Here is a 2,650-nt window from a genome sequence, read left to right on the forward strand (position 1 = left end):
CGTATGAACTGGCGCGGCGCGGCGCATCGGTCACGCTGATCGAACGCGGCCGAGTGGGTTGCGAATCTTCGTGGGCCGGCGCCGGTATTCTTTCGGTGCTGCCGCCGTGGGATTATGACAAAGGGGTAATCGATCTCGCACGCTACAGCGAAACGCTCTACGCCGATTGGGTTGCGTCACTGAAAGAAACGAGTGGGATCGACTGCGAATATCGGCGGTCGGGCATGCTGATGCTGACCGCGGACGACGATGAGCGCGATGACATTCGCGCGCGCGACTGGTTTGCGGCTTCTTGCGCAGAAAGTGAAAGGGTTGCAGCGCGCGCCATCGTGCCGCAACTAGCTGTCGAGCGCGAAGCGTGGTGGTTGCCGAGCGCGGCTCAGGTGAGGCCGCCGCGCCTGCTCAAAGCCTTGCTCGTCGCGCTTTCGCGCATGGATGTAAAGGTCATCGAAAACACGGAGGTTCTCGGTTTTTGCCAGTCCGGCTCGCGCATCGTTTCATTGCGCTGCGGCGAGGGGGAATTGGGCGGCGGGCAGTTTGTCGTCTGCGCCGGCGCATGGAGCCAGCGCCTGCTTGGCGAGCACGCGCTCGCGCTCGATATCCAGCCGGTGCGTGGGCAAATGCTGTTATTCAACTGCGCGCTGAATACACTGGGCCCGATGCTGCTCGAAGACGATTTTTATCTGGTGCCGCGCGCGGATGGCCACATTCTGGCGGGCAGCACAGTCGAAAATGTCGGCTTCGATAAATCGACGACGGCGGCGGCGCGCGAAGAATTGATGGCCCACGCTCACGCGCTGTTGCCCTCACTGAACAAAAAAAATCTGGCGGCACAGTGGGCAGGGCTGCGGCCTGCCGCACCGGGTAATATTCCAGCTATTGCCCGGCATCCAGAGATCGATAATCTCTTTATCAACAGCGGCCACTTTCGCTACGGCGTGACGATGGCGCCGGGCAGCGCGCGATTGCTGACTGCGGCAGCGCTTGGTCTACCGGCGGCGATCGATACCGCGCCATACCGCTGGCCTGGCGGGGCTCGCGCTTGGAAATCGTCGTAGAATCATTCCAATCTTTTTGAAAAAGGACATGTCATGGGAAGAGGCGCTCGTTTCATTATTGCCGGGATCATGGCTCTCATCGGCCTGTTCACTTATTTCACCGCGACGCAGGACAATCCGATTACCGGCGAATCGCAACGCGTGCGCTTTACCCCCGAGCAGGAAATCGCGCTCGGGCTGGAGGCCGCGCCGCAGATGGCCGAGCAAATGGGCGGGCTCCATCCATCCGATGACGTGCAGAAATACGTGAATGCGGTAGGGCAAACCGTGGTGCAGAACAGTGCTGCCAAGGATTCGCCTTATAAATTCCAGTTTCATGTGCTCGCCGATCCAAAAACGGTGAACGCATTCGCGTTGCCCGGCGGCCCGATTTTTATCACGGCGGCGCTGCTCGCGCAGTTGCAGAACGAAGCCCAGCTTGCCGGCGTGCTTGGCCACGAGGTCGGCCATGTGATCGGAAGGCACGCCGCCGAACACATGGCGAAAGGGCAGTTGACGCAGATACTTGTCGGCGCCGCCGGAGTAGCCGGATCCGGCGACGGCAGTGGCCAGCAGGCGGCCATGGTCGCCTCGATGGTCGGCAACATGATCAACCTTAAATACGGGCGCAGCGACGAGCTTGAATCCGATGGGCTCGGCATCCGCTTTATGGCGGAAGCAGGCTTCGATCCGCGGGCGATGGCCGGCGTGATGGATATTCTGGAGAAAGCATCAGGCGGCGGGCGTGGCGGCGTCGAGTGGCTGCAAACGCATCCGAATCCCGGCAATCGCCGTGAAAGCATCCAATCGGAAATCGCCAAAAAATTTCCGGATGGCGTGAAAGCCTCGCGCGGCCTTGGCAATCCGCAGCGACTGGACGCAGTGCAGCGCTTGCTTTAGCGCCTGGCCGTGATCTTTTGAGCTTTCGCGCAACTGCGCGACGAGGCCAGGCGTCGCCAGCAAGGTTCAGCGATTTCACCGAAGAGTTGCTGCGTGCCCACGGCATTAGTCGATTTTCCGTTGGCGCAAATGGACGGCGCCAAAGGCGCCGACCAAAACCTTGATCGCGAAGCCGGCCACTCCGCGGTTCGGGAGCCCCGGACATAACAAAAACACGTCAAGAGCCGACGAAATCCGGCATCTGCAGAAAAACAACCGGTTTGCAGATGAGTTCAGCACGCACTTGATAGATAAGCCCAAGTAAGAATACCGTCAGTAATTCTCCCAGCGGCACGCTTGCTGCGATGCCATCGTCGTACCGCCTTTAGCAGGCGGGTCTAGCGCCCCCATTCCCCGGCGCCACGTTCCTCCGCCGTACCGCCTCAATCTCGCAGGTTTAGTTCTCCACGCTCTGCCCGTGCCTAAAACCTTGAGTACAAGCGATCAACGGGTTTGGCACGCTTATGGCTTAAAAAGATGTTTAACATTGATAATACGGTGCATCATGTTGTTTCTTATGAGGAGATATTAGAGATGATGGCGATAAAACGACTATTTGTGTCGAGAATTCACACCGAATTGCTACTCGCGGTCATTCTCGCTTGCAGCTTCAGTTCAGCCAGGGCCGCCAACGAACTACGCCTGACCAATGCGGTTTTCCAGGAAATCGAGGT

The 2,650-nt window shown here is 59.1% G+C and carries 2 protein-coding genes; both read left to right on the forward strand.

Annotated elements, in window-relative coordinates; all coding sequences use genetic code 11:
• Window positions 1-8 precede the first annotated feature (8 nt).
• A complete protein-coding gene (gene thiO / locus H0V78_11905) occupies window positions 9-1,058 on the forward strand; it encodes a glycine oxidase ThiO (GenBank protein ID MBA2352445.1) in 1,050 nt (349 codons plus the stop codon).
• A gap of 33 nt (window positions 1,059-1,091) precedes the next feature.
• Window positions 1,092-1,937, forward strand: a complete 846-nt coding sequence (locus tag H0V78_11910; GenBank protein MBA2352446.1) for a M48 family metalloprotease — start codon at window positions 1,092-1,094, stop codon at window positions 1,935-1,937.
• Window positions 1,938-2,650 lie beyond the last annotated feature (713 nt).

Source organism: Burkholderiales bacterium (genome assembly GCA_013695435.1).
Classification (GTDB): Bacteria; Pseudomonadota; Gammaproteobacteria; order Burkholderiales; family JACMKV01; genus JACMKV01.

Coding starts and splice junctions, on each gene's coding strand:
- H0V78_11910 (MBA2352446.1), top strand. CDS start 1,092: ATGGGAAGAGGCGCTCGTTTCATTATTGCCGGGATCATGGCTCTCATC.